The sequence below is a fragment of the Nonomuraea sp. NPDC050790 genome (assembly GCF_044456745.1).
Classification (GTDB): Bacteria; Actinomycetota; Actinomycetes; order Streptosporangiales; family Streptosporangiaceae; genus Nonomuraea.
In genome coordinates this window covers 956,833-982,856 of sequence record NZ_JBITGF010000001.1, presented here as the reverse complement: position 1 = coordinate 982,856, position 26,024 = coordinate 956,833, and the positions used below count along the sequence as shown (strand labels likewise).

The window sequence follows — 26,024 nt, the reverse complement described above, 5'->3', positions numbered from 1 at the left end:
GAAGCAAGCCAGCACCTTGGGGCACGCCAGGCCTGTGCCTCAGCATGCGCGAAGCAAGCCCGTGCCTCGGGGCACGCCGAGCCCGCGCCTCGGCATGCGCGAGGTAAGCCCGCGCCTCGGGGCGCGGGCTGAGCCCGTTCACCGGGCGCGCGGGTCAGCCGTTGAGCACCTCGCGGAGTTTACCGGCGAACGCCTCCGGCTGGCCCGCGTAACCGAACTCGCCGCCCATGAAGCCGCCGTGGTGGCTGGGGAAGACCGTGGCCTCCTGGCCGAGCAGTTCGGCGGTCGCCACGGCGGTACGACCGGTGAACACGTCGGCCGACTCCTCACCCACCGCCACCACGATCCGCGTCGGCGCCGCGGCCAGCGCCTCGACGTCGGGCCGGTAGTCGCTCACCGCCCACGAATGGTCGGACAGCAGCGGGTCCTCGCGCGTCCCGTCGTCCTCGGCGGGCATGCCGAAAGCGGCCGGATCCGGCGCGGGCTGGGCGAAGTACTCGTCGGTGAACTCGCCCTTCCACTGGCTGAGCACCATGAAGCTCGCCATGCCCGCGCCCCAGCCGTTCTTCTCGTAGGCGTCGCGGACCGCGGCCCTGGCCCGCTCGGCCGCCTCGGCGTCGGGCAGCGCCGGGATGATCGGCGGCTCGTGCGCCACCAGGGTGGCGACGTCGCCCGGGTGGGCGGCCACGAGGGCCAGCGCGGTCACCGCGCCGCCGCTGCTGCCGAACATGTCCACCGGGCCGCCGCCGATCGCCTCGATGATGGCGTGCACGTCACCGGCCTGCGTGGTGGGCGAGTGGTCGGTCCTGCCGTCCTTGCGGACGCTACGGCCGAGGCCGCGCGGATCGTAGGTGATCACCGTGCGCTCGGCGGAGTGCTCCACCAGCGAGGAGAAGCCGGCGGCGTCCATCGGCTGGCCGATGAGGAACAGCGGCGGCCGCCCGTCGGCCGTGGGCAGCGGGCCGTGGACGTCGTAGACGAGGTCGGCCTCGTCGGTCTTGAGCGTGTGCGTGGTCATGACGAACAGACCCCTCTCGCGTCGGGAACTCATCGGACACTACTCCGGCGGTCCGACGAAAGCGTGGACGCTACCCTGACCTGTGTGAATCCTCCTGCCCGTGACCTCACCCAGCGCGTCGGCGACACCCTCGAAAGACTCGACCGCGACGTCGACGCCTGGTTCGCGACCGCCGGCCCCGACGGCCTGCCGTACCTGATGCCCTTGTCCTTTCTGTGGGACGGCGAGGCGCTGCTCGTCTCCACGGCCAGGTCGAATCCGACGGCCAGGTTCCTGGAGGCCGTTGGCAGGGTCAGGGTGGCACTCGGGCACACGCGCGACGTCGTCCTGATCCACGCGAAGCTCGCCGAGGTGATCCCGTCGGCGGAGCTGCCGGTCGAGGCCGGCGACGCCTTCGCGGCCAAGGCGGGCTTCGACCCTCGGACGCAGCGCGGCTCCTATCCCTACTACCGGCTCGTCCCGCTGCACGTGCAGGCCTGGCGCGAGGTGAACGAACTCCCCGGCCGCGACATCATGCTCGACGGCAGGTGGCTCTCCCCGCCGCACTGAACCCCTGTCATCCGAACACGCACCCCAGGTAGTAGTCATCGCCGGAGTCGACGAGACGGAGATGACCGATGGACGACGGGTTCGCCGAGTACGTGGCACACCGCCATCTACGGCTGTGCCGGATGGCGTACCTCCTCACCGGCGACTGGGGCAGGGCCGAGGATCTGGTGCAGACCGCGCTGACGAAGGCGTGGCAGGCCTGGCGCAGGATCGAGGGCAACCCCGATCCGTACGTCTATCGGATCATCGTGAACACCCACGCCACCTGGTGGCGACGGTCGTGGCGCGGCGAGCTGCCGGTCGAGACCCTGCCCGAGACCGCCGACCCCGATGACCGGGCGTCCGCCGTGGACGACCAGGTGGCGCTGTGGGCAGCCGTCGGCGCCCTGTCGCCGCGCCAGCGGGCGGTGATCGTCCTGCACTACTTCGAGGGCCGGACGCTCACCCAGGTCGCGGCCATCCTCGGCTGCTCGCTGGGCGCGGTCAAGAGCCAGCTCGGCAGGGCGCTGACCCGCCTGCGCGTCGATCCGGACATCCGCACCCTGAACCTGGAGGAGCTCCAGCGATGAGGCACACCGAGAGCAACCTGCGCACACTCCTCGACCAGCGCTCCCACGACGCGGCCGGCAGGGTGTCCCTCCCCCGCCTCGACGAGATCGTACGGCGCGGCCGCCGCACGCGCCTGACCCGGCGAGCTCTGGGGGCAGCGGCGGCGCTGACCGCCGCCACCGCGGCCGTCCTGCTGACCGTCCCCGCCCAACCAGAGCGGGCCGTGGTGGCGGCCCAGACGCCCGCCTCAGCCGGGGTCGAGACGCCCCCGCGCCTGCCCGAGAGGTACGCCGTGGTGCTGGGGGCCGAGAAGTTCTCCCTTTCCCTCATCGCGTCCCGGCACTTCGACACGACGGGGGTGGTCAGGACCATGACGTTCACGCCGACCAGTGTCTTCACAGGCTTCAAGGTGGTCTGCGCCGATCCTCAGGCCTGGGTCGTCGTCTCGACCCTCACCAAGAGCGGGGAAAGAAGCGGCACGAGCGGGCGGTGCGGGAACGGAGGAGGAGGACACCACGACCGCCGCTCCGCGCCGTCCGGATGGCTCAAGGGCCCGCAAACAGTCCAGGTGTGGGTCTTCCCGCCGGACGCCCCCGTCGTCAGGGTCGCCGAAGAACTGGGCCACTGCCGCCGGTTGACCGAAGACGGAACGTGCGACGAGCGGATGGCCAGTGCCATGTTGCCGAGGAAGGACGTGCTCGAGCGCCTCTTCACGGAGGTCGGCGAGCGTCCGGGCGCGTGGGCGATCGGCGCTTACGACCGTCCGAGCTCCGCCGGACGCGGCGAGAGCATGCCCTGACCGAATTGTCGGGGCCGGTGGCTATGGTCCCCGCCATGATCGCTTGTGTGGGACACGAGGCGTCCCGGTGAACCCCTGGAGAGAGGTCCTCGACCGCATCGAGGCGGGCGAGGAGGAGGACCTGGCGAGGTTCCTCAACGGGCTGAACGATCTCGGCAGGCACGCGGTCGCGCTGCGGCTGCCCGGCCACCTGGCCGAGGAGCTGCGCGGCGGCCTCGAGGCCCGCTGGGACATCGAGGCCATGGCGCCGGGGTACAGGCTCGCGGGGGCGGCCTGCTTCACCGGGGCCGAGCAGGTGGCGGCCTGGCTGAACCGCAGGGAGCTGCGCCTGCCGCTCAACGCCGAGCGCGACGCGCTGCGGATCTTGTCCGTGCTGCGCCGCCGTACCGTGGAGTGGCGGGCTGACCTCGCCGTACGGCTGGCGCGGCGGCTGCGCCCGCAGACCGGCAGGGCGCGGCGGCGCGAGGAGGGGATGCCCGGCTGGGACCTGGCGGCGGCGCTGGTGGCCGACACGGGCATCGAGCCGCCGGACGGCGACGCGTTCGTCGTCGGCTGGGTCTGGCGGCTGGTGCTGCGGCGGCGCTGGGGGCTCGGCGGCGTGGGCGGCGATCCGCTGCTCGTCGCGATGGTGCCGCGGCTGTTCCGTGCCCAGGGCGTGGGCGCACCCCTGAGCCTGGACGAACGGCTGGATCTGGGCATCCTCGCCGAACTGGCGGTGCTGGCCGACGAGGGACGGGTGCCGAGGGCGACGCTGGTCGAGGGCTGCGCCGCCCGCTTCCTGGCCGACGGGCCGGCCGAGGAGATCGTCCCGTTCGCGCGGCTCTGGCGGCTGCTGGAGCCGGAGCCGGACGAGCTGCCGGTGTCCGACTTCGTCCGCCTGCTGCCGAGGGCTCCGGCGCCGCTGGCGCAGCTCGCGGTGGAGGAGCTGTGGCGGGCCGAGGAGGCGGGGCTGCTGGGCGACGAACTGTTCGCCGAGGCCGTGGGAGCGCTGGCGTACCGGCGGGAGAAGAAGTTCGCGCAGGCCGCCGTGCGATGGCTGGCGCGCACGCCGCGGCCGCGGGCGGGCGCCGCGGCAGGGGCACTGGCCTGCGTGTTCGGGGTGGACAACCCCGCGCTGCGCGAGCGTGCGGTACGGCTCGCGCTCACCCTGGCCCCGCACGCCGACGACGCAGGCCGGGCGGCGATCCGCGAGGCCGCCGCCCTGTTGCCCGGCGACCTGCGCGCGCGGGTGGACACCGCCTACGGCGCCGCCCTCACGTGAGCGACCCCGCCGGTGCCCGCCTGGTGCGGGCACCGGCCCGCGAGGGTCAGATCTCGTCGACCGACATCGCGCCCTCGTTGGGGCGCCGGGCCAGGTCGATGCCGAGTTCTTCCGCCGCGCGGAAGACGTCCTCGTCGGTGTCGCGCAGTTCGATGGACATGCCGTCGCTGGAGAGCACCTCGACGTTCAGGCACAGCGACTGCATCTCCTTGATGAGCACCTTGAAGGACTCGGGGATGCCGGGCTCGGGGACGTTCTCGCCCTTGACGATCGCCTCGTAGACCTTGACCCGGCCCAGGACGTCGTCGGACTTGATGGTCAGCAGCTCCTGCAGGGCGTAGGCCGCGCCGTACGCCTCCAGCGCCCACACCTCCATCTCACCGAAGCGCTGGCCACCGAACTGGGCCTTACCGCCGAGCGGCTGCTGGGTGATCATGGAGTACGGACCGGTGGACCGGGCGTGGATCTTGTCGTCCACCAGGTGCAGCAGCTTGAGGATGTACATGTACCCGACGGCGACCGGGTACGGGAACGGCTCGCCCGAGCGGCCGTCGAACAGCTGCGCCTTGCCGCTCTCCTGGACCAGCCGCTCGCCGTCGCGGGTCTCCAGCGTGTGCCCGAGCAGGCCGACGATCTCCTCCTCGTTCGCCCCGTCGAAGACCGGCGTCGCCACGTTGGTACGCGGCCCGACCCGCTCGAACCCCTTCTCCCGCAGGCGCCGCGCCCAGGCGTCCTCGACACCGGAGATGTCCCAGCCGCGGGCGGCGATCCAGCCCAGGTGGTTCTCCAGGACCTGCCCGATGTTCATCCGGCCGGGCACGCCCAGCGGGTTGAGGATGATGTCGACCGGCGTGCCGTCCTCCAGGAACGGCATGTCCTCGACCGGCAGGATCTTGGAGATGACGCCCTTGTTGCCGTGGCGGCCGGCGAGCTTGTCACCGTCGGTGATCTTACGCTTCTGTGCCACGTACACGCGGACCAGCTCGTTGACACCGGGGGGAAGCTCGTCGCCCTCGTCACGGGAGAACACCCGCACCTCGATGACCTTGCCCGACTTGCCGTGGGGCACCTTCAGCGAGGTGTCACGCACTTCGCGGGCCTTCTCCCCGAAGATCGCGCGCAGCAGCCGCTCCTCGGGAGTCAGCTCGGTCTCGCCCTTGGGCGTGACCTTGCCGACCAGGATGTCGCCCGGCTCGACCTCGGCGCCGATGCGGATGATGCCGCGCTCGTCGAGGTCGGCCAGGACCTCCTCGGAGACGTTCGGGATGTCCCGGGTGATCTCCTCGGGACCCAGCTTGGTGTCACGGGCGTCGACCTCGTGCTCCTCGATGTGGATCGAGGACAGGACGTCGTCCTGGACCAGCCGCTGGGACAGGATGATCGCGTCTTCGTAGTTGTGACCCTCCCACGGCATGAACGCGACCAGCAGGTTCTTGCCCAGGGCCATCTCCCCGGACTCGGTGCACGGGCCGTCGGCGATCACCTGCCCGGCCTCCACCCGGTCGCCCTCGGCGACGATGGGCTTCTGGTTGAACGAGGTGCCCTGGTTGGAGCGCCTGAACTTGGCCACCCGCGAGGTCGTGCGGGTGCCGTCGTCGTTCATCACGGTGACGTAGTCGGCCGAGACCTCCTCGACCACGCCCGCCTTCGCGGCGACGATCATGTCACCGCTGTCGGTCGCGGCACGGAACTCCATGCCGGTCCCGACCAGCGGCGCCTCACTCCTGAGCAGAGGTACGGCCTGCCGCTGCATCCCCGCCCCCATCAGGGCGCGGTTGGCGTCGTCGTGTTCCAGGAAGGGGATCATCGACGTGCCGACCGATACCGTCTGGTGCGGCGAGACGTCCATGTAGTCGACTTCCTCGGCCCGCGCGAGTTCGGTCTCGCCGCCCTTGGTGCGCACGAGCACCCGCCGCTCGGCGAAGCTGCCGTCGGGATTGAGCGCCGTGTTGGCCTGCGCCTTGACGTAGCGGTCCTCCACGTCGGCGGTGAGGTAGTCGATCTGGTCGGTGACCTTGCCGTCGACGACCTTGCGGTAGGGCGTCTCGACGAAGCCGAAGGCGTTGATCCGGCCGAAGCACGCGAGGTAGCCGATCAGGCCGATGTTCGGGCCTTCCGGCGTCTCGATCGGGCACATCCTGCCGTAGTGGGAGGGGTGCACGTCGCGCATCTCCACCCCGGCCCGCTCCCGTGACAGGCCGCCGGGGCCGAGCGCGGACATGCGCCGCCGGTTGGCCAGACCGGCCAGCGGGTTGGTCTGGTCCATGAACTGCGACATCTGGGAGGTGCCGAAGAACTCCCGGATCGAGGCCACGACCGGGCGGATGTTGATCAGGGTCTGCGGCGTGATCGCCTCGACGTCCTGGGTGGTCATGCGCTCGCGCACGACGCGCTCCATACGCGCCAGGCCCAGGCGGACCTGGTTCTGGATGAGCTCGCCCACGGTGCGCAGCCGGCGGTTGCCGAAGTGGTCGATGTCGTCGGTCTCCGCGCCTTCAACCCCCGCGTGCAGGCGCAGCAGATAATCGATCGTGGCGACCAGGTCGTCCTCGGTGAGCGTGGTCTGGGTGATCTCCGCGTCCACGTCAAGCTTTTTGTTGATCTTGTAGCGGCCGACCTTGGCCAGGTCGTAACGCTTGGGGTTGAAGTACAGGTTCTCCAGCAGGGTCTGCGCCGACTCCTTGGTCGGCGGCTCGCCCGGACGGAGCTTGCGGTAGATGTCGAGCAGGGCGTCGTCCTGGCCGGCGGTGTGGTCCTTCTCCAGCGTGGCGCGCAGCGACTCGTACTGGCCGAAGCGCTCCAGGATGCGCTCGGTGGTCCAGCCGAGCGCCTTGAGCAGCACGGTCACGGGCTGCTTGCGCTTGCGGTCGATGCGCACGCCGACGCTGTCGCGCTTGTCGATCTCGAACTCCAGCCAGGCCCCGCGCGACGGGATCACCTGGCAGCCGAACAGGTCCTTGTCGGAGGTCTTGTCGAGGCTGCGGTGGAAGTAGACGCCGGGCGAACGGACGAGCTGGGAGATGATGACCCGCTCGGTGCCGTTGACGATGAAGGTGCCCTTCGGGGTCATGAGCGGGAAGTCGCCCATGAACACCGTCTGGCTCTTGATCTCGCCGGTGGCGTTGTTGATGAACTCCGCGGTCACGAACAGCGGCGCGGTGAACGTCATGTCCTTGTCCTTGCACTCCTCGACCGAGTGCTTGGGCGGCTCGAACCGGTGGTCGCGGAACGACAAGGACATGGTGCCCGAGAAGTCCTCGATCGGGCTGATCTCCTCGAAGATCTCTTCCAGGCCGGACTGGGGCGTGAGGTCCTTGCGGGCCCGCCAGTTGTCGTTGCCCAGAAGCCAGTCGAAGGACTCGGTCTGCATGGCCAGCAGGTCGGGGACTTCGAGGGTCTCCTGGATACGGGCGAAGGAGAGGCGAGGTGGAGCATTGCGTGAGGCTGACAACAGTTGTCCTTCCGAGGCGGCGCGGATGAATCCGTGCGCACGCATGCCAGACGCCCCGTCAATCGCTAGGCGAAAGCGGGACACCAGAAGGTCGTGCGGAAGGGCATCATAACCCAAAACGCAAACGAAAGTCCACAACTACTATGCATGTCAATCTCAACGCATTTTCAGTATGGCATGCTCCGAAGGGACTCGTCAATTCGTTTCTCGATGATCAAGAAGGCGACGCCGTGCCCGGCGAGAAGAGGCGCTCCGGCGCGCAGGGAAAGGGGAGGACCCGCGCCTTTCCACTCTCAACGTATAGCGCAACGGGGGGCTTGCGGCAAGCCCCCCGTCATGCCGCATACTCGCTGGCCGAAGCCAGAACCTGCGGAAACAGGGGGAAGAATGCAGGTGTTGTTGTCAACGTACGGCTCGCGCGGCGACGTCGGGCCCATGCTGGCACTGGCGGTCAGGCTGCGCGGACTCGGCGCGGAGGTGCGGATGTGCGCGCCGCCGGACGAGGAGTTCGCGAGGCTGCTGGCCGGAGCGGGCGTGCCGCTGGTGCCGCTCGGGCCGCCGATGAGCACGATGGCGCGCCCGTCCACGGCGGACGCCGCCTCCCGGCGCGTGTCCGAGCTGGCCGCGCTCTACGACACGGTCCTCGCGGCGGCCGAGGGCTGCGACGCGCTGGTGGCCACCGGGCTCGCGCACTTCGCCTCCCGCTCGGCGGCCGAGAAGCTGGGCATCGTCTACAGGTACGCGACGTTCTGCTCGTACCTGCTGCCGACGCCGCACCGCGCGCCGCCCGCGCAGGTCCTTCCCGGCCAGCGGCTCCCGGCGGGCGTCACCGGCAACCGGGCGCTGTGGGAGCTGAACGCCCAGAGCTTCAACACGGTGCACGGCCAGGCGCTCAACGACCACCGGGCCTCGGTCGGCCTGCCGCCGGTCACGGACGTGCGCGCGTTCCTGTTCACCGGCAACCCGTGGCTGGCCGCCGACCCCGTGCTGGACCCGTGGGAGGAGACCGGCGAGCTCGGCGTCGTGCGCACCGGCGCGTGGATCCTGCCCGACGAGCGGCCGCTGCCGCCGGAGGTGGCGGCGTTCCTGGAAGCCGGTCCGCCGCCGGTGTACGTCGGGTTCGGCAGCATGCGCGGCCTCCAGGACGGCACTGCCCGTGCGGCCGTCGAGGCGGCGCGCGGGCAGGGCCGGCGCGTGCTGCTCGGGCGCGGCTGGGCGGGCCTGGCCCCGGTCGACGACCGGGACGACTGCCTGGCCGTCGGCGAGGTCAACCAGCAGGAGCTGTTCGGCCGGGTCGCCGCGGTCGTGCACCATGGCGGCGCCGGCACCACCACGACCGCCGCCCTGGCCGGCGCGCCGCAGGTCGTGGTTCCCCAGGCGGGCGACCAGACCTTCTGGGCCGCGCGCGTGGCCGCATTGGGCGTCGGCGCGGCACACGACGGGCCCGCGCCGACGGCCGGCTCGCTGTCGGCCGCCCTGCGCACGGCGCTGGACCCCGCGACCGCCGCGCGGGCGAGCACCCTGGCCGGCGCCGTGCGCGCCGACGGAGCGGAGGCGGCGGCGAAGCTGCTGCTCGAGACGGTCGCCCAGGAATCCCGAATTCGGAGCTGAAGGACGTGAACCACCTGAACACCAGCGCGTTCGACCTACCCGCCCACCTCGCGCCCAAGGCCGACCCGGCGCTGATCGCCGCCGACGAGCGGCACTTCGCCGCCATCTCGCGCAGCCTGGAGCAGTCGATCGCCGAGCTGTCCGAACGCCTCGACGCCGAGCGCAGGTCGCCGGGCGGCAAGGGCCGTCAGGCGCTCGACCGGGACCTGGAGGTCCACCGCCTGTCGGCCCGGCTGCGCGCGCTGCGCCGCTTCGGCCTCGACCTGTGCCTCGGTCACATGGTCGGCGCCGACGACGGCGAGCCGGTGTACGTCGGCCGCCTCGGCCTGACCGACAGCGAGGGCCGGCGGCTGCTGCTCGACTGGCGCTCCCCCGCGGCCGAGCCGTTCTTCGGCGCCACCCACGGCAACCCGATGGGCCTGGCCAGCCGCCGCCGCTACCGCTGGACCCGCGGCCGGATCAGCGACTACTGGGACGAGGTGTTCACCTCCGACGGGATCGAGGGGCACGCGGCGCTCGACGACCAGTCCGCCTTCATCGCCAGCCTCGGCAGCAGCCGCTCGCCGCGGATGCGCGACGTGCTCGGCACCATCCAGGCCGACCAGGACGCCATCATCCGCGCGGGCTCGCGCGGCGCGCTGGTCGTGGACGGCGGCCCCGGCACCGGCAAGACCGTCGTGGCCCTGCACCGCTCGGCCTATCTGCTCTACTCCGATCCCCGGCTCGGCCACCACCGTGGCGGGGTGCTGTTCGTGGGTCCGCACCAGCCCTATCTGGCGTACGTCGCCGACGTACTGCCGAGTCTGGGAGAGGAGGGCGTGCAGACGTGCACCCTGCGCGACCTCGTCGCCGAGGGGGCGCAGGCGGGGCCGGAGACCGACCCCGAGGTGGCCAGGCTGAAGTCGTCGGCCGACATGGTGAAGGCGATCGAGCCGGCCGTCAGGTTCTACGAGAACCCGCCGGACAAGCCGATGACGGTCACCACCCACTGGTCCGACATCCGGCTGAGCGCCGACGACTGGGCCGAGGCGTTCCAGGCGCCCGACCCCGGCACGCCGCACAACGACGCGCGCGAGCAGATCTGGGAGGAACTGCTCACGATCCTGGTCGACAAGCACGACGGCGAGGCGCCCGACCACCTGCTGCGCAAGTCGCTGCTGCAGAACAGGGAGCTGCGCACGGCGTTCAACCGCGCCTGGCCGCTGCTGGAGGCGGCCGACCTCGTCGGCGACCTCTGGACGGTGCCCGCCTACCTGCGCCTGTGCGCTCCGTGGCTCAGCACCGAGGAGATCCGCACACTGCAGCGCGCGGACGCCCAGGCGTGGACCGTGTCCGACCTGCCGCTGCTGGACGCGGCCAGGCAGCGGCTCGGCGACCCCGAGGCCGCCCTGCGCGCGCGGCAGCGCAAGGCCAAGGCGGCCGCCGACCGCGCGCAGATGGCCGAGGTCGTGGACCGTCTGTTGGAGGCCGACGACGACGGCGAGGGCGCGGTGACGATGCTGCACGGCAAGGACCTGCAGGACGCGCTGGTCGAGGAGGGCGCGCCGCCGGCCACCGAGCTGGACGTGCTGGCCGGGCCGTTCGCGCACGTCGTCGTGGACGAGGCGCAGGAGCTGACCGACGCGGAGTGGCAGATGCTGCTGCTCAGGAACCCGTCGCGGAGCTTCACCATCGTCGGGGACCGCGCGCAGGCCAGGCACGGGTTCACGGAGTCGTGGGAGGAGCGGCTGAAGCGAATCGGGCTCGACCGGATCACCCTGGCCCGGCTGAGCGTCAACTACCGGACGCCGGAGCAGGTCATGGCGGAGGCCGAGCCGGTCATCAGGGCCGCGCTGCCCGACGCCAACGTGCCGACGTCCATCCGCCGCGGCGACGTCCCCGTCGTCCGCGGGCCGCGCTCCGACCTCCAGCCGATCCTCGACGCGTGGCTGGCCGCGAACACGGAGGGGATCGCCTGCGTCATCGGCGACCCGTCGTTCGAGGGGACGTCCCGGGTGCGGTCGCTGACGCCGGAGCTGTCGAAGGGGCTGGAGTTCGACCTGGTCGTCCTGGTCGATCCGGACCGGTTCGGCGAGGGCATCGAGGGGGCCGTGGACCGGTACGTCGCCATGACCAGGGCGACGCGGCAGCTCGTCATCCTCACCGGCTCGTAGTCACAGGCGCACGCCCGTGGCCCCCTCGGCGTAGGCGCGCAGGTGGCGTTCGGCCTGGGCGGGCGAGAGCGTGGGCACGGCCATCGTGAGGTGCAGGCCGTAGCCGTCCTCCAGCGTCACCAGGTTGCGCGCGATCTCCAGGGGGTCGCCGGCCAGCGTGAAGGCGCCGGAGGCGGCGCCCGTCTGGAGGATGGCCGCGTAGATGCCGACCTGGCGCTCGTACAGCTTGATGTAGGCGGCGGCGCAGGCGGGGTCGCGCCTGGCGATGGCGCCCAGCTCGTACAGCAGGACGCACAGCTCGTCGCGGGGGTCGCCGGGCAGGCCGCTGGAGATCATCGCCGACAGCCTGCGGCGCGGGTCGGCCTCCTCGCGCACGACGGCCTCGCGTTCGTCGCAGAAACGCTCGACGGCCTCGCGGTGTACCTCGCGCAGCAGTTCGGTGAGGCCGGGGAAGTAGTACAGCACCGAGCCCGAGGACATGCCCGCCTCCTCGGACACGTCGCGCAGGCGCAGGCCGAGCAGGCCGCGTTCGACGACGCTGCGCCTGGCGGCGGCGATGAGATGGGCGCGCCGCTCGTGGGCGCGGCTGGGTCGTGGCATGGCACCTCGCATTCTTTGAAGGCATCTCAAACTTAGTAGGCCGCTATTGACTGCGGTTCGACGGAGTTCTTTGATGCTTGTTAAAAGTATGGAGGCGCGGATGAGCACGTCACAGACCCGTCCTGGTGCCCGTCTCAAGCGCGGGCTGCGCGCGTTCGGAACTCTCCTGATCGTCCTTTCGGCCATCACCCCCGCCTCGTCCGTCTTCATCATCGGCCCCGGCGTGGTCCGGCAGGCCGGGACGGGCGCGTTCTGGAGCTACGTGCTGGCCGCCGTGGTCGGCGTCTTCATGGCCTTCGTCTACGCCGAACTGTCCTCGGCCTTCCCGCAGACCGGCGGCGAGTACACGATTATCGGCAGGACCCTCGGCCCGCTGCCCGGGTTCCTGGCGCTGGTGCTCGTGCTGGTCACGCAACTGCTGATCCTCGCGGTGATCGCCCTGGGCGTCGGCACGTACCTGGGCGTGCTGTTCCCCGGCCTGCCCGGCCCTCTCGCCGGCGCGGTGACCGTCGCGCTCGCCGCCGCGGTGGCGGTCTTCGACATCCGCTTCAACGCCGTGGTGACCGGCGTCTTCCTGGCCCTGGAGATGCTGGCGCTGCTCGCGCTGTCGGCCATCGGCGTGCTCAACGTGGAGCGTCCCTTCACCGACCTGCTGGTCCACCCGGTCGCGCCGGACGGCTCCCCCGCCACTCTCGGCCTCATCGCGCTCGCCACCGCCGTGGCGATCTTCTCCTACAACGGGTACGGCTCCGCCGTCTACTTCGGCGAGGAGACCCAGGGCGCCCGGCGCAACATCGCCCGCGTCATCCTCTGGGCCCTGGCCATCACCGTGGCCGCCGAACTGATCCCGATCACCGCCGTCCTGCTGTCGGCCACCAGCCTCGACGGCGGCAACGTGGTCCAGCAGGTGGTCGCCGAGCACGGCGGCTCCACCCTGAACACGCTGATCAGCCTGGGCGTCGCCCTGGCCATCGCCAACGCGGTGATCGCCATCATGCTGCTCACCGCGCGCCTGATCTTCAGCAGCGCCCGCGACGCGACCTGGCCGGTGCGGGTCAACGCCCTGTTCGGCCGCATCCACCCGCGCTTCGGCACCCCCTGGACCGCGACGATCGCCGCCGGCGCGGTCAGCGCGGCCCTGTGCTTCGTGCCCGAGCGCTACCTGCTCGTCGTCACCGGCACCTCGCTCGTGGTGATCTACGCCGGCCTGTGCGCCGCGGTCATCGGCGGCCGGCGCAACGGCAGCACCGCCCAGGGCGTCTACCGCATGCCGCTGTTCCCGCTGGCGCCCCTCGTCGCGCTGGCCGCGCTGGCGTACGTGATCTACACCAGCGCCGTCGACCCCGTGATCGGCCGTCCCAGCCTGATCGTCACCGCCGCCATCCTGGCGGCGGGCACGGTCGTCTACTACACCGTCGTACGGCGGCGCGGCGCCTGGACCCTGCACGACGTCGAAGACGGCTGACCGGCGCCTCCGCCTGACGTTCTAGCATTCCATCATCCGGAATGACCTCGGTCGTGGGCGGGCGCAACGCCACCCACCTCGACCAGGTACGGCACCGCGGCTACGCGCTCGACCTGGAGGAGAACGAGCCGGGCGTGCGCTGCGTGGCGGCCCCGCTGTTCCTGGGCGGTACCGCCCCGGTGGCCGCGGTGAGCGTGACCGCGATCAGGGACAGGATGCCTCCGGCGCGTATGGAGGCGCTGGGTCACGGCCTGCGCGCGGCGATCGCCGAGCGGTTGACAGCCCGTTTCGCCGGGTGATGGTGTGGGTGGGTTTCGGAACGGGATTCTGTATCGGGGAAAGCTGGAGGAGCGTTGGAGCCGGAGGTCGTGCCCGTGCCGCGGGCGAACCTGGGTGAGGGGCCGCGCTGGGACGGCGCCACGGACACGCTCCTGTGGGTCGACATCATGGCCGGGCTGGTGCACCGGCTCGATCCGGCCGACGGCGCGCACGAGGTGACCGAGGTCGGCCGGCCGGTCGGGGTGGTGGCGCCCAGGACGGGCGGCGGGCTGGCGCTGGCGGTCAGGGACGGCTTCGCCGTCCTGCCCGACGGGGGCGGGCCGCCCGACGCGCGCGGGGTGCGTGACGGGCGCGGGCTGGAGATGGTCGCGGCGGTGACGGAGCGGCCGGGCAACCGGATGAACGACGGCGCCTGCGACCGGGCCGGGCGCTTCTTCGCCGGCACCATGGCCCAGGACGACACGCCGGGCGCGGGCGCGCTCTACCGGCTCGACCCCGGCGGAGGCTGCGAACGGGTGCTGGACGGGGTCTCGATCTCCAACGGCGTGGCCTGGAGCCCGGACGAGCGGCTGCTGTACTACGTGGACACGCCGACCGGGCGGGTGGACGTCTTCGACTACGACCCGGCCGCCGGGCGACTGGACGGGCGCCGGGTGTTCGCCGAGATTCCGCGCGGCTTTCCCGACGGGATCACGGTCGACGCCGCCGGGCACGTGTGGGTGGCCCTCTGGGAGGGCGGCGCGGTGCTGCGCCTGCGGCCGGACGGACGGCTCGACCTGACCGTGGAGGTCCCGGCCGCGAACGTGACGAGCTGCGCGTTCGGCGGTCCCGGTCTCGGCGACCTCTACATCACCACGGCATGGGACGGCAAGGCCGGCGGGGAGCTGTGGCGCTGCCGTACTCCCTACACGGGCCTTCCCGCCAACCCCTACCGCGACCCCGCCTCGGGAGCGCCCGCACGGTAGCGATGGTCATGGCCGGTGGGTGAGCATATGCTCGGCTGGTCCGCGCCGCCGTCGACGAGGAGCGCGTATGGCCGGGCCGTACGACTGGGCGCGGGAGCAGACGGAGCAGGCGGAACGGCTGGCGGACGACGACCGGCTGCCCGAGGCCGCGCGGCTGCTCCAGAGCGGGATCGACCGCGTGACGGGCGGCGGCGGGGAGTGGGACGAGAACCGGCTGGCGGCCCTCGCCGGGTTCGCCGAACTGCTCGAAGCCGTCCTCGGCGCGCTGGGCGACGCGGACGCGCTGCGCCGGTTCCTCACGGGGCTGCGCGCGACCTTCCGTGAGCTGGAACTGGCGCCCGCCGAGCTGCTCGCGCTGGGCAAGCGGGTGCTGCTCGAAGCGATGGTGGACGACTTCGCCGCCGCCGCGGACGCCGGAGCGGAGCTGATCGCCTTATGGGCGGCCTGGGACTGGGGCGAGCCGGACCCCGACCACGACGGCGTGGGCGAGGCGGCCGCCTCGCTCGGCCGGGCCGCGCGGGCCGCCCACCACCGCGGCGCGGCGGCCCACGCCGCCACGCTGGCGAGGTTCGCGCTCACCCTCGACGAGAGCGAGCCGTCCGCGCTGTTCGCCGAGGCGTACGGCGCCGCCCGCCAGGGCCGGCTGGAGGAGGCGCTGACCTCCTTCGACCGGCTCATCGCCGCCGACCCGGGGCGTCCCGGCTCCCACGAGGGACGGGCGCGGGTGCTGTCGAGGCTGGACCGGCTGCCCGAGGCGATCGAGGCGATGGGCGCGGCCGTGCACGGCGAGCCCGCCCAGCCACGCCACCGGCTGGTACGGGCCGAGTTTCTGGTCGAGGCCGGCCGGACGGAGGAGGCCCTGGTCGACCTCACCGTGTGCGCCGCGCAGACCGCCGCCGAGGCCGCGGTGCTGGCCGCCGACCCCGCGGCGAACCTGCCCTACCTCGACACCCTGCCCACCGAGGACCTGGCCGTGCAGACGGTGGCCTTCAGAATGTCGCTGCTGGCCGAGAGCGGGCGGGACGACGACGCCGCGCTCTGCGCCGCCGAGGCGCTCGCCGACCCCCGGCTGCGCGGCTTCGACCGGCTCCGGGACGCGCTGGCGGAGCTGGCCGGGTTGCTGGAGAGTCCGGCGGCGATCCTGGAACGGCTGCCCGGCGACCCGCCGTCCGCGCCGGCTCGGGCCCGCTGCCTGATCGTGCTGGACGAGGTCGAGCGGGCGCTTGTGGTGCTGGAGGACATGCGGCTGCGGCCGTACGACATGGAGGGGTTCGAGGCGCTGGGCGGGCTGCTCGAACTGCTGGCCGCCCGGCATCCGCGCCACCCCGGCGTGCGGCGGGTGCTCGCCGACGTCCTCATCACCCGCTGGCGGCCGACGGCGGCGCTGGCGCACGTGGAGGTGCTGCTGGAGGAGCGGCCCGGCGACTGGTACGGGCTGCTGCTGCGCGGCATGGCCCTGGTCACCCACGCGGAGGGCGAGCCGGGATGGAACGGAGCCAACGTCGTGGACGCCCTGGAGAGCCTGGCCGGGGCGGCCCACGCGGCGCCGCCCGGCGAGTCCAGGCCGCTGAACGCGCTGCGCTGGCTGCTGCAGCTCGCGCTGGCCGTGCCGGATCTGCGCGAGGCGCTGCTGGTCCTGATCGTGCGGAAGGCGGCGCCGTACGACCGGATCCTGGCGGTGCTGCCCGAGCTGGAGACGATCGTGGAGATGCTGGCCGCCTTCACGTTCGTGTTCAACCCCGGGCAGGAGCACGAGGACAGCGCCCGGGCGCTCGAGGCCGCGCACGAGCGGGCCGTCGCCGCGGGATTCGCGCAACTGGCCGCGCAGATCGACCTGCTGCACGCCGACGTCCTGCTGCGCCTTTCCGACGTGCAGGGGGCGATGGACCACCTGGCCGCCGCCGAGGCGGTGATCTTCTTCCTCGGGGTGATCCCGAACGCGGAGTTCCTGCCGAGCTGGAACCACGCCGACCTGGCCGCCCAGCGGGCCGAGGTCGAGGAGCGCGGCCGTTCCGCGATGGTGTTCGACTTCGACCACCAGGAGGTGATGGTGGCCGCGCTCGGCCTGCTGCAGGGCTACATCGACCTCGTCCACGCCGACCTCGCGCTGCGGCTCGGCGACCTGCCGGCCGCGCTGGAGCATCTGGACGGGCCCTCGGCCGGCGGCGGCCCCGCCTACCTGGCCGACGCGCGGCGGATGCTCAAGGCCCGGGTGCTGCGCGACAGCGGCCGGTACGAGGAGGCGCTGGAGGCCCTGGGCGAGGTCGGCGAGGACCGCCGGGCGGCGAACGTGCTGGCCACGATCCACCGGCTGCGCGGCGAACACGACGAGGCGGCCCGCATCCTGCGCCGCGTGCTCGGCGGCGAGGACCTCGACGCGTACGAACGGCTGATCATCGCGGGCAATCTGGCCGGCGCCCAGCGCGCGAGCGGACAGCCGCGGGCCGCCCTGCGCACGCTGGACGAGCACCCGCCCGGCCCTTCCGCCCCGCCGCAGGCCAGAGCCACCTGGCACGCCGGCCGCGGCCGCGCCCTGTCCTCAATGGGCCGTCCGGCGCGGGCGCTGGCCGACCTGATGGCCGCGCTCGACCTGAACGACCAGGTCAGGGGCGGTCTGCGGGCCGAGGACGACCGCATCAGGTGGCAGGCGGGCGGCCTGCCGCTGCTGGCCGAGGCGCTGTGGGCTGCGGTCGCCGCCGCCCGCCTCGACACCGCCCTGGAGCTGGTCGAACGCGGCAGGGCCCGCGCCTTCGTGGACGGGCTCACGCTCGGCCCTCCCCTGCGCGGGCCGGAGACGGCGGGTCTTGCCGCCTCCGTCGCCGCCGCCCGCGAGCGCCGGCGGCTCCTGCTGGAGGCGGCCCGCGACCCCGGCGCGGACCTCGGCCCGCTGCGGGCGCTCGGCGTGGACCTGGGCGTGCGCGACGACGGGTTCGGCGAGCGCCTGGCCGGGCAGATCGCCCGCGAGGGCCCGGCACTGCGCCGGCTGGAGCAGCGGCTGCTGCGCGCCACCCTCGGGGCCCGCGAGTCCGTGGCGGGAAGGGTCAGCTCCGCCGCCGAGGTACGCGGCCTGCTGGCCACCGGTCCGGGCGAGCCCGCCGTCCTGCTGGCCGAGTTCGCCTCCACCGGCGGGGGCGGAATCGGACTGCTCCTGGTCACCCGGGACGGCACGACCTGGTCGTCCTGGCCGGACGCCGAGCCCGGCCCGCTCGCCGGGCACCTGCGGCGCCGCAGCCGGCCGGGCGAGCTGATCTGCCTGGTGCCCTCCGGTCCGCTGCACCACCTGCCGCTGCACGCGACATCGGTGGACGGGGCGCCGCTGATCGCCCGCAACCCCGTCTGCTACCTGCCCAGCGCCTCGGTGCTGGCGCTGTGCCGGGCCAGGCGGAGGCCGCGGCGGGCGTTCTCTGCGCTGGTGCTGGGCGACTCGCGCGGCGACCTGCGCCACGCCAGGGCCGAGGCCGTGGCCGTCGCCGACCTGCTCGGCACCCGCGCCCACCTGGGCCCGGCGGCGGTCAAGGACCTGCTCGGCGACGGACACGACGTCATCCACCTGGCCTGCCACGCCGCCTTCGACGCCGAGCACCCGGAGCAGTCGGGCATCCTGCTGCACGACGCCCGCCTCACCGTCGAGGACGTCTACGACCTGCGGCTCAACGCCAGCCTGGTCGTGCTGAGCGCCTGCGAGAGCGGGCTGGGCGAGAACCGGCCAGGCGACGAGCTGATGGGGCTGGTCAGGGCGTTCATGTACGCGGGGGCGGCCACGCTGCTGGTGAGCCTGTGGCCGGTCGACGACCTGTCCACCGGGCTGCTCATGCGGGAGTTCTACGAGCGCTGGCGCGGCGGGGGCGAGGGACCCGCGCAGGCGCTCGCCGCTGCTCAGCTCGCGGTCGGGGACATGACCTGCGCGCAGGCGATCGGGCGGATCGAATCCGACGCCGGTGCCCGGCTGGACGTGGCGCGGCTGCGGGTGCGCGCGGGCGACCTCGGCGCGGCGATCGCCCTGTACGAGGAGTTGCTGGCGGGAGAGCCCGGCGTTCCCGCCGATCTGGTACGCCGCCAGCTTCGCCGGTTGCGGCTGAAGGCGGAGGCGCCCGAGCCGGTCGACTACGGGCGCAGGCCGTTCGCCGACCCCTACCATTGGGCGGCCTTCACACTCGTGGGAGATTGGCGGACCGGATGATCACCGTGCGGATCAGAACCTTCCCCGGCCAGGCCACCCTCATGCCCGCACCGGAAACCGGGCCCGCGCCGGAGCCCGGACCGTCGGCAGGGACCGGGCTTCCGGCAAGAACCGGTCCCGCGCCGGAGACCGGGCTTGCGACGGTGACGCGGGACGGGCGGGTGGTCGCGGTCGTGGAGGGCGGCGGGCCGGAGCCGCCGCTGGTCGTCGTGGAGCTGGACGGCGACCGGATCGAGGAGGCGGTCCTGCTCGACCTGGCCGACCTGCTCGGGCAGCTCACCGAGGTGCCCGGGGTGCTCGTGGAACGGGACGGCCGGCCGTACGGGATCGTGGCCCGCGCGGACGTGGCCGCGGCGCTCCCGCTGGAGCTGCTGGAGGAGGGCTCGCAGCGGCTCGGCGGCGCGCCCGGCCTGCCCTCGCGGCGCTACGTCTGCCGCAAGTGCGAGCCGCCCTCGCGCAGGCTGCCCCGCTCGGCCACGAACGGTCCCCCGGCCTGCTCGCGCGTGTGGTCCCACGGCCCGATGGAACTCGAGGGAGGCTGACGGCCCGGTGTTCGCCACCGTACTGAAAGAGATCACCGGCTACTTCGACCGCAGGGCGCTGCTGTCGTCCTTCCTGCCGACGCTGGTCGCGTCCGGGGTGCTCGTGGTGGCCGTGGTGTGGTCGGTGCTGGACCCGCCGGCGGCGGTGCGGCTGTGGGCCGGGTTGCCCGGCGTAGTCCAGGCACTGCTCGTGGCGGGGTTCCTGGTGGTGGTCGCGTTGGGGTCGTTCGCGCTGGTGAACCTGCGGCCGGTGGCCGACCAGGTCTTCCAGGGACGCTGGGGCGAGTCGGCCCCGCTCGCCGCCCTGGCCCGCCGCCGCACGGCCCGGCACCGCGCCGCGCGAGCCCGCGACCTCAGATCCGACGAACGCCTCGAACTCCTGGAGGCCGCCCTGCTCCAGGCCGTCGAGTCACTCCCCAGGCCAGGCCGGCCCGTGGCGGCCTTCGGGGGCGATGTCGTGGCTGAGCTGGGGGCGGTCGAGCGGGCTTGGGGGGAGGCGGCCTCGGTCACGTGCGAGCGGGCGGCGGCGGTTCTGCCCGATCTCAGCGCCAGGCTCGCCGCCCTGGCCGCCACCGGCGCCGCGGAGCTGGACGGCCGGCGATTCGCCCGGCTCGTGGCCACCGCGACGCGCCTGACCGAGCGGTTCCTTCAGGACGTGCGCTCGCGCCGCGCCGTCGTGCAGCAGCGGCTGTTCGTGCTCTACCCCGACGACCCGGTCGACGTCGCGCCGACCGCGATCGGCAACATCCTGCTGGCGGCCGAGCAGCACCCCCGGCTGCGCTACGGGCTGGACCCGGTCGTGATCTGGTCACGGCTGCAGCCGCTGCTGCCCGACGCCTTCGCCACCGCGCTCAAGGACGCCAAGGCGTCTCTGGACCTCATGCTCACGCTGACCGCGTACCTGGTCGTCGCCGGTGTCCCGGTCGCGGTGCTGGCGGCGGCGGGCGCGGGGCCGGGCGTGCTCGGGTGGAGCTGTCTGGCCGCCGCGTTCGTGGTCATCCTCGCTCTGGTACGGCTGCGCCGCCCCCTCGTCGTGGCGGCCCTGGCGGCGGCGGTGCTGGCGGTGCCCGTGGCGCTGCTCTCGCTGCCCGCTCCCCTGCCGGTGCCACCCGTCGCCCCGACCCTGCCGGAGGCCGTCGCCCCGATCCTGCGTCTCGGGGCGGGGGTGGTGCTGGCGGCGGCGGTGCTCGTCCTGGCCTGGGCGGTACACGCCGGGGCCAGGGAGGCGGCGCTGGCCTTCTCCGACCAGCTCAAGTCCGCCTTCGACCTGCACCGGCGCCTGGTCCTGCACGAGCTCGGCCTGGAACCCCCGGCCGACCTCGCCGCGGAGCGGGCGCTCTGGCTCGACGTCTGCCAGTTCCTCTACCGCGGCGACCTGCCCGTCTCCGGCGAGTTTCGCTACCGCACCGACCCGCCGGCCGCCTGCTAGCGAAGTCACCTCCCGCCTCAGCTCACCGCCCGCCGCACCAGCTCGCCGATGCGGGCCTCGGTCTCGGGCGTGATCTCGGTCAGCGCGTAGGAGACCGGCCACAGGGCGCCGTCGTCCAGTCCGGCCTGGTCGCTGAAGCCGATCGTGGCGTAGCGGCTCTTGAACTTCTCGGCCGGCTGGAAGTGGCAGACGATCTTGCCGTTCAGGGCGTACGCGGGCATGCCGTACCAGAGCTTCGGGGCCAGGACCGGCGCGCAGGCGGTGACGACGGCGTGGAAGCGCTCGGCCAGGACGCGGTCCTCGTCCTTCATCTCGGCGATCTTCTCGAGCACGTCGCGCACCGCCGCCGCGGCCTTGTCCGCCTCACCGCGGCGGGCGCTCGTCCTCAGCTCCTTGGCGTGGTCCTTCATCGCGGCGCGCTCCTCGGCGGTGAACCCCTGGTACGTGGTGCTGGTCATCGGGTGCTCCTTCGTCGTGTTCCGGTGTGAGACCAAGGTGCCCGGCCGCGTTGATACATCGGCTATGCGGTGACGATGCTTCAGGGCAGCAGGGTCAGCGCCTTGTCCAGCACGGGGTCGCGGCCGCGCGACAGGTCCTGCGCGGTCAGGGCGACGTGGTGGTCGGGCGGGACGCCGATGGTGTTGACGATCTCCTTGTCCGGGCCGAGGCCGAACTTCACCGGCAGTTCCAGGACGCTGCCGTCGTCGAGCAGGAAGCCGCCCGCGGGGCCGGAGACGATGCCCGCCGTACGCGTGCCGACCAGCTTGCCCAGCTCCAGATCCTTGACCGCGGCGCTGAAGGCGTCGCAGGCCGAGGCGCAGCCGCGGTCGGTGAGGACGACGAGCGGCAGGTCGAGGAGGGGAACGGTGTCGTCGGTGCGTTTGGGCTCGCAGGCGCCCTTGGCGTCGCAGGCCCAGCCGACGGTGGCGCCGTGGACGAACGCGCTGAGCAGCTTGACCGAGGTCCCGGGGAAGCCGCCGCCGTTGCCGCGCAGGTCGAGGACCAGGCCGCGGGGCCTGCCGCCGGTGGACAGGCGGGCCAGGTCGGCGAACACCTTCTTCTCGCCGCCGGGCAGGAATCCGGCCAGCTTGACGTAGGCGGTGCCGTCCTTGAGGAGCTTGGCGTGGCCCAGCGGGGAGCCTTCGTAGGCGGTGGGGGTGAAGGCGGTCGTCCAGGTTCTGCGGGTGGCGGGGCGGTGGAGCGTCAGCCGTACCGGAGCTTTGGTGCGGGGGTCGCCGATGAGCTTGGCGGCGTTCTCGCGCGACAGGATGCCGCCGGTGAGCGCGGAGGCGCCGTCGATGGCGCGGACGACGTCGCCCGGACGCAGGTCCTGGCGGGCGGCGGGGCTGCCCTCGGTCACCATGGTGACGAACAGCGGCCCCTTGCCCACCGGGTCGCCCTCGGGCGGGGAGAATCCGGCGATGCCGGTGCCGAACTCGCGGGGCGGTCCCTGCTCGGCGGTCATGGGGGCCTCCTCGCGTACCCAGGCGGCGTGGTTGTCGTGCAGGGCGGCCACCATGGCGGTCATCGTGGCCGCGGCGAGGGGCTGGCGGGCGGCGGGCGAGGTCGTGGCGAGGATCCGCTGGTAGACGGTGCTGAAGGCGTCCCAGTCGCGGGCGCGCTCGCCGGTCAGGGGCGGCATCATCGCGTCGGGCCGGTCCTCGCCGCGGCGCTGGAGCTCCTGGGTGAACCCGGCGAAGGCGGCGGTGAGCAGGGTGCGGTGGTCGAGCGTGGGGCCGCCGGCGTACCTGGTGAAGACGCATTCGTACGCCTGCTTGAGCGTGGCGGCGGTGGTCGGGGTGAGGGGTGGCGCCTGGCCCATCGGGGCGGGGGCGCACGGCGCCGGGGCCGGGGCGGATGCCGCTGTTGAGGGTGCCGCGGCGCAGCTCAGGGTGAGCAGCAGCACGGTGAAGGCTGATCGCGGGTTCATGGGTCCAGGCTGGGAGGGGCGCGGCCCGTCGCGCATCCGACCACGGTCATGGTCGCGAACCTGACTTCCGGCATATGGGCGTCATACGCCGCGGCCTTTAGGCTCACAGCGCCATGGACACCTACGCGGCCCTTCGGCACCTTCGTGAGCCCGCGGTCCAGGACGCCGGGCTCGCGGCGGCCCTGCTGGCCGCCACGGCCGTGCTGAACGACGTGGACGGCCTGCGCAGGAGCGCCGGGCTGCCCGCGGACGGTCCCTGGCCGGTCCAGCAGACGATCTGGTGGGCGGCGACGGCGGGCTGCGTGCTGGCCGTGGCGGTCCGGCGGCGGTGGCCGGTCGCGGCGCTGGTCCTCGCCTGCCTGGGGGTTGTCGCGCACATGGCGGTGATCGCCGGGCCCACGCCCGCGGACCTGGCCGTGCCGATCGTGCTCTACACCGTCGCCGAGCGCCTGCGCCGTGCCGTCGCGCTCTGGGTGCTCGGCGTCGCGCTGGTCGCGGCGGGCGGGTGGTCGGCGTACGTGGCGCTGGACGGCAGGCCCGACGGCTGGTCCTTCCGCGAGCGGTCCGGGCCCGAGGCCGAACTGGTCGCCCGGCGCTCGCTCGGGCCGACGCCGCTGCCCAATCCCGGCGAACGGGTCAGGACGCCGCTCGGGCCCACGGACTGGGGCGGCGTGCCGGTGCTCGTGCCGGTGCTGGTGGCCGGCTGGGCGACGGGGTCCAGCGTGCGCAGCCGGCGGGCGTACCTGGCCGAGCTCACCGCCCGCGCCCGGGACCTGGAGCGCGAACGCGACCAGCGGGCGGCCCTGGCGGTCGCGGCCGAGCGCGGCAGGATCGCCCGCGAGCTGCATGACGTGATCGCCCACGGGCTGTCGGTGATCGTCATGCAGGCGCAGGGAGGGACGGCCGCGCTGGCCAGCCGTCCGCGGGACACACGCGCCGCGCTGGACACCATCGTCGAGACCGGCCGCGCCTCCCTGGCCGACCTGCGCCACGTCTTGCCCGCGACCGGCCCTGCCGCCACGCACCCGCCGCCCGGCCTCGCCCGGCTGGCCCAGCTCGTCGCACAGGTCCGGTCCTCCGGTACGCCCGTCCGCCTGGCCGTCTCCGGTACGCCCGAGTCGTTGCCCACGGCGGTGGACCTGGCGGCGTACCGGATCGTGCAGGAGGCGCTGACCAACACCATGAAGCACGCGGGACCCGGCGCGAGCGCCCAGGTCAGCGTGACCTGCGGCGAAACGGAGGTGCTCGTGGAGGTGACCGACGACGGGACGGGTCTGAGCAGAGCGGACGGGCCGGGGAGCGGGTTGCGGGGGATGCGGGAGCGGGTGGCCGTGCTGGGCGGGTCGATCAGCGCGGGTCCGGGGCCGCGGGGCTTCGAAGTGCGGGCCAGGCTGCCCTGCGCGGGCGGATCGCCGTGATCCGGGTGCTGCTCGTCGACGACCAGGCCCTGCTGCGCGCCGGGCTGCGGATGATCCTCGACAACGCCGAGGACATGGCGGTGGTCGGCGAGGCCGCGGACGGCTCGCAGGTGGTGGCGCTGATGGAGGAGTGCGCACCGGACGTGGTGCTGATGGACGTCCGGATGCCCGACGTGGACGGCGTGGAGGCCACCCGCCGGGTCCGTGCCCGCTTCGACGGGGCGCGGGTGCTCATCCTGACCACGTTCGACCTGGACGAGTACGTCTACGCGGCTTTGCGGGCGGGCGCCGGCGGCTTCGTGCTCAAGGACACGCTCGCCCCCGACCTGCTCTCGGCGATCCGCGCGGTCGCCAGGGGCGACGCGATCGTGGCGCCGGCCGTGACCAGGCGGCTCATCGAACGCCACATCGGCACCGGCGACGGCCCTCTCCCCCGCTCCGGCCTCGAACTGCGCGTCCTGACCGGGCGCGAACGCGAGGTGCTGGAACTGGTCGCCCGCGGCCTGTCCAACGCCGAGATCGCCGCCCGCCTGTTCCTGAGCGAGGGGACCGTCAAGGGACACGTGAGCAAGATCCTGGCCAAGCTGGAGCTGCGGGATCGGGTCCAGGCCGTGGTGTTCGCCTACGAGTGCGGGCTGGTGCGGGCGGGCTGACCCTTTTCTTTCTGGATACCATCCTGTTAGTTTGCCCTGTATGCCCCTCTCGCTGTTCTTCCTCCTGGATGGCGTGCTCTTCGCCACCTGGGTGGTCCGCATCCCCTCGATCAAGGACCAGCTCGGCGTCTCCACCGGCGGCCTCGGCGTGGCGCTCATGTGCATGGCGATCGGCACCGGCCTCGCCATGACCGTGAGCGGACGGCTCTGCCTGCGGTACGGCACGCGGCCCGTCATCCTCGGCGCCATCGCCCTGCTCTGCCTGGCCGTACCGGTGATCTCCCTCGCGGGCACCATGGCGGCGCTGTGCCTGGCGCTCGCGGTGACCGGGCTGTTCTACGGCACCCTCAACATCGGGCTGAACAGCGCGGCCGTCGAGGTCGAGCGGTCGACCACGCGGCCGGTGATGTCGGTGCTGCACGGGCTGTGGAGCGCGGGCGGCCTGGCGGGGGCGCTGCTGGGCGGCCTGCTCGTGGGCTCGCTCACCACCGCGCAGCACTTCCTGCTGGTGTCCGCCTTCGTCCTGCTCGGCACCGCCGTCCTCGCCCGGCCCCTCTTGCGCGGTACGCTCCCGGCCGCCGCAGCGCACTCCCAGGGCGGCACGCGGACGTTCGGCCTGGCCGTGGCGCTGTGCGGAGTGCTGGCCGTGTGCGCGGCGTTCGGCGAGGGGGCGGTGGCCGACTGGAGCGTGCTGCACCTGCGCGACGACCTGGGCGCCGCGGCCGACCTGGCCGCCTACGGATTCTCCGCCTACTCGGTCGCGATCGCGCTGGCCCGGCTGGGCGGCAGCCGCCTGGTGGCGCGCTTCGGGCAGACCACCGTGCTCGTGACCGGGGCCGTGCTGGCGGTGTGCGGCGGGCTGGCCGCCTCCTGGACCGGCTCCGTCCCGGTGGCCTTCGCCGGGTTCGTGGTGGTGGGGCTGGGGCTGGGCAACGTGTTCCCGCTGGCCATCGCCCAGGCGGGGGCGCTCGGGGGTCCGGCGGGGGTGAGCCTGGCGGCCAGCATCGGCCACGCCGGGATGCTCGGCGGGCCGCCGCTGATCGGCTTTCTCGCCGAGCACGTCGGGCTGCCGGGCGCGCTGTCGGCCATCGCGATCTCCTCGGCCGCGGTGGTGCCCCTCGCCCTGTACCTGCGGGCAGCGCGCTAGCTAGCGCGCAGATCTCCCCCGGAGG

The 26,024-nt window shown here is 73.1% G+C and carries 20 protein-coding genes; 15 read left to right on the top strand and 5 right to left on the bottom strand.

The window, feature by feature from the left end; translation table 11 throughout:
• Positions 1-154: 154 nt before the first annotated feature.
• Entirely contained in the window at positions 155-1,051 is an 897-nt protein-coding gene (locus ACIBEJ_RS04500; protein ID WP_397181183.1) for an alpha/beta fold hydrolase, read from the bottom strand.
• 51 nt (positions 1,052-1,102) lie between these two features.
• Between ACIBEJ_RS04500 and ACIBEJ_RS04495 the strand changes: the two genes are divergently transcribed.
• From ACIBEJ_RS04495 to ACIBEJ_RS04480, 4 genes are all read left to right on the top strand, one after another.
• A complete protein-coding gene (locus tag ACIBEJ_RS04495; RefSeq protein ID WP_397181182.1) occupies positions 1,103-1,567 on the top strand; it encodes a pyridoxamine 5'-phosphate oxidase family protein in 465 nt (154 codons plus the stop codon).
• A 68-nt stretch (positions 1,568-1,635) separates the two neighbouring features.
• Positions 1,636-2,136 carry a SigE family RNA polymerase sigma factor gene (locus ACIBEJ_RS04490; protein WP_397181181.1) on the top strand — a complete coding sequence of 167 codons (501 nt, stop codon included), beginning with the start codon at positions 1,636-1,638 and terminating at the stop codon, positions 2,134-2,136.
• Positions 2,133-2,915 carry a hypothetical protein gene (locus tag ACIBEJ_RS04485; protein WP_397181180.1) on the top strand — a complete coding sequence of 261 codons (783 nt, stop codon included), beginning with the start codon at positions 2,133-2,135 and terminating at the stop codon, positions 2,913-2,915. Before ACIBEJ_RS04490 ends, ACIBEJ_RS04485 begins: the two co-directional genes overlap by 4 nt.
• A gap of 67 nt (positions 2,916-2,982) precedes the next feature.
• Positions 2,983-4,176 carry a hypothetical protein gene (locus tag ACIBEJ_RS04480; protein ID WP_397181179.1) on the top strand — a complete coding sequence of 398 codons (1,194 nt, stop codon included), beginning with the start codon at positions 2,983-2,985 and terminating at the stop codon, positions 4,174-4,176.
• Positions 4,177-4,222: 46 nt separating this feature from the next.
• On the opposite strand, the gene rpoB is transcribed toward ACIBEJ_RS04480, so the two are convergent.
• A complete protein-coding gene (gene rpoB / locus ACIBEJ_RS04475; RefSeq protein WP_397181178.1) occupies positions 4,223-7,627 on the bottom strand; it encodes a DNA-directed RNA polymerase subunit beta in 3,405 nt (1,134 codons plus the stop codon).
• Between the two features lie 387 nt (positions 7,628-8,014).
• On the opposite strand from rpoB, the gene ACIBEJ_RS04470 reads away from it, so the two are divergent.
• The gene (locus ACIBEJ_RS04470; protein ID WP_397181177.1) at positions 8,015-9,238 is read left to right on the top strand and encodes a glycosyltransferase; all 1,224 of its coding nucleotides are present in this window, start codon (positions 8,015-8,017) and stop codon (positions 9,236-9,238) included.
• A gap of 5 nt (positions 9,239-9,243) precedes the next feature.
• Entirely contained in the window at positions 9,244-11,391 is a 2,148-nt protein-coding gene (helR, locus tag ACIBEJ_RS04465) for an RNA polymerase recycling motor ATPase HelR (RefSeq protein ID WP_397181176.1), read from the top strand.
• Here helR and ACIBEJ_RS04460 read toward each other — a convergent pair whose 3' ends face one another.
• The gene (locus tag ACIBEJ_RS04460; protein ID WP_397181175.1) at positions 11,392-11,991 is read right to left on the bottom strand and encodes a TetR/AcrR family transcriptional regulator; all 600 of its coding nucleotides are present in this window, start codon (positions 11,989-11,991) and stop codon (positions 11,392-11,394) included.
• Positions 11,992-12,091: 100 nt separating this feature from the next.
• Between ACIBEJ_RS04460 and ACIBEJ_RS04455 the strand changes: the two genes are divergently transcribed.
• From ACIBEJ_RS04455 to ACIBEJ_RS04430, 6 genes are all read left to right on the top strand, one after another.
• Complete coding sequence (locus tag ACIBEJ_RS04455) at positions 12,092-13,456, top strand: APC family permease (protein ID WP_397181174.1); 1,365 nt, start codon at positions 12,092-12,094, stop codon at positions 13,454-13,456.
• A gap of 41 nt (positions 13,457-13,497) precedes the next feature.
• Positions 13,498-13,755 (top strand): IclR family transcriptional regulator C-terminal domain-containing protein, encoded by a 258-nt coding sequence (locus ACIBEJ_RS04450; protein WP_397181173.1) that lies wholly within the window; start codon positions 13,498-13,500, stop codon positions 13,753-13,755.
• Positions 13,756-13,809: 54 nt separating this feature from the next.
• On the top strand, positions 13,810-14,700 hold the full coding sequence (locus tag ACIBEJ_RS04445) for an SMP-30/gluconolactonase/LRE family protein (RefSeq protein ID WP_397181172.1): 891 nt from the start codon (positions 13,810-13,812) through the stop codon (positions 14,698-14,700).
• Between the two features lie 67 nt (positions 14,701-14,767).
• Positions 14,768-18,880 carry a CHAT domain-containing protein gene (locus ACIBEJ_RS04440; RefSeq protein WP_397181171.1) on the top strand — a complete coding sequence of 1,371 codons (4,113 nt, stop codon included), beginning with the start codon at positions 14,768-14,770 and terminating at the stop codon, positions 18,878-18,880.
• Positions 18,877-19,422: a hypothetical protein gene (locus ACIBEJ_RS04435; RefSeq protein WP_397181170.1), complete on the top strand. Its 546-nt coding sequence runs from the start codon at positions 18,877-18,879 to the stop codon at positions 19,420-19,422. The genes ACIBEJ_RS04440 and ACIBEJ_RS04435 overlap by 4 nt, the downstream gene beginning before the upstream one ends.
• 7 nt (positions 19,423-19,429) lie before the next feature.
• Complete coding sequence (locus ACIBEJ_RS04430) at positions 19,430-20,851, top strand: hypothetical protein (protein ID WP_397181169.1); 1,422 nt, start codon at positions 19,430-19,432, stop codon at positions 20,849-20,851.
• Between the two features lie 17 nt (positions 20,852-20,868).
• On the opposite strand, the gene ACIBEJ_RS04425 is transcribed toward ACIBEJ_RS04430, so the two are convergent.
• Entirely contained in the window at positions 20,869-21,309 is a 441-nt protein-coding gene (locus tag ACIBEJ_RS04425) for an iron chaperone (RefSeq protein WP_397181168.1), read from the bottom strand.
• Between the two features lie 80 nt (positions 21,310-21,389).
• Positions 21,390-22,781, bottom strand: coding sequence for a S41 family peptidase (locus ACIBEJ_RS04420; RefSeq protein WP_397181167.1), 1,392 nt, complete (start codon positions 22,779-22,781; stop codon positions 21,390-21,392).
• Positions 22,782-22,894: 113 nt separating this feature from the next.
• On the opposite strand from ACIBEJ_RS04420, the gene ACIBEJ_RS04415 reads away from it, so the two are divergent.
• The 3 genes from ACIBEJ_RS04415 to ACIBEJ_RS04405 are packed head-to-tail and all read left to right on the top strand — an operon-like array spanning position 22,895 to position 25,999.
• Positions 22,895-24,199 carry a sensor histidine kinase gene (locus ACIBEJ_RS04415; protein WP_397181166.1) on the top strand — a complete coding sequence of 435 codons (1,305 nt, stop codon included), beginning with the start codon at positions 22,895-22,897 and terminating at the stop codon, positions 24,197-24,199.
• A complete protein-coding gene (locus tag ACIBEJ_RS04410) occupies positions 24,196-24,852 on the top strand; it encodes a response regulator (RefSeq protein ID WP_397181165.1) in 657 nt (218 codons plus the stop codon). Before ACIBEJ_RS04415 ends, ACIBEJ_RS04410 begins: the two co-directional genes overlap by 4 nt.
• Before the next feature lie 40 nt (positions 24,853-24,892).
• A complete protein-coding gene (locus tag ACIBEJ_RS04405; protein ID WP_397181164.1) occupies positions 24,893-25,999 on the top strand; it encodes an MFS transporter in 1,107 nt (368 codons plus the stop codon).
• The last annotated feature ends 25 nt before the right edge of the window (positions 26,000-26,024 follow it).